Source organism: Streptomyces sp. SID11385, from assembly GCF_010548245.1.
Classification (GTDB): Bacteria; Actinomycetota; Actinomycetes; order Streptomycetales; family Streptomycetaceae; genus Streptomyces.
Window position 1 is genome coordinate 1 of record NZ_JAAGLR010000298.1, and the last position, 566, is coordinate 566.

A 566-nucleotide genomic window follows, 5' to 3' on the forward strand; every position below is an offset into this window, starting at 1 on the left:
GCGACGGCGGCGCGGAGCAGGGCGCGGGCGACGCCCCGGCCCCGTACCGCCGGGTCGACCGCGAGGCCCTGGATGGCGCGGACGTGGGCGTTGGCGGGCAGGGGCAGGGAGGGGACGAGGCGGAGGTAGCCGACCGGGTGGCCGGGGTGCTCGGGGACTTCGGCGACGAGGTGGGCCTCGGGGCCGCGGTCCGGGCGGAAGAAGGACGGGAGCGGGGGGACGGGGCGCGGGGTGACGGCGTGGAGGGGGGACCAGGTGGCGGCGTCGAGCGCGGCGAGCGCGGCCTCGTCCTCGGCGCGGGCGGGGCGGACGAGGGGAGCCCCCGGGGCGGAGGCGGTTATGGGCTGTTCGGTCGGCATGGGGGCCATCCTTCACCGGGGCCGCTCACCGCTCACGCCATTTTCCCGGCCGGGAGGGGCACGATGACCGCATGGACGAGCACGAGGACGAGATGGGCGCGGCGGGCCGGGGCTACGGCGAGGACGAGGCGGCGGGGCGGGAGGCGCCGGCGCGGCGGCGGGTGGCGATCGCGGGGGCCTCCGGGCTCATCGGCGGCGCGCTCGCCC

The 566-nt window shown here is 80.0% G+C and carries 1 protein-coding gene; it reads right to left on the reverse strand.

Features of this window, described 5'->3' with window-relative positions:
• Positions 1 to 359 (reverse strand): GNAT family N-acetyltransferase (locus G3I42_RS09035; RefSeq protein WP_164284109.1); only part of this gene is annotated, 359 nt, incomplete at its 3' end.
• Positions 360 to 566 lie beyond the last annotated feature (207 nt).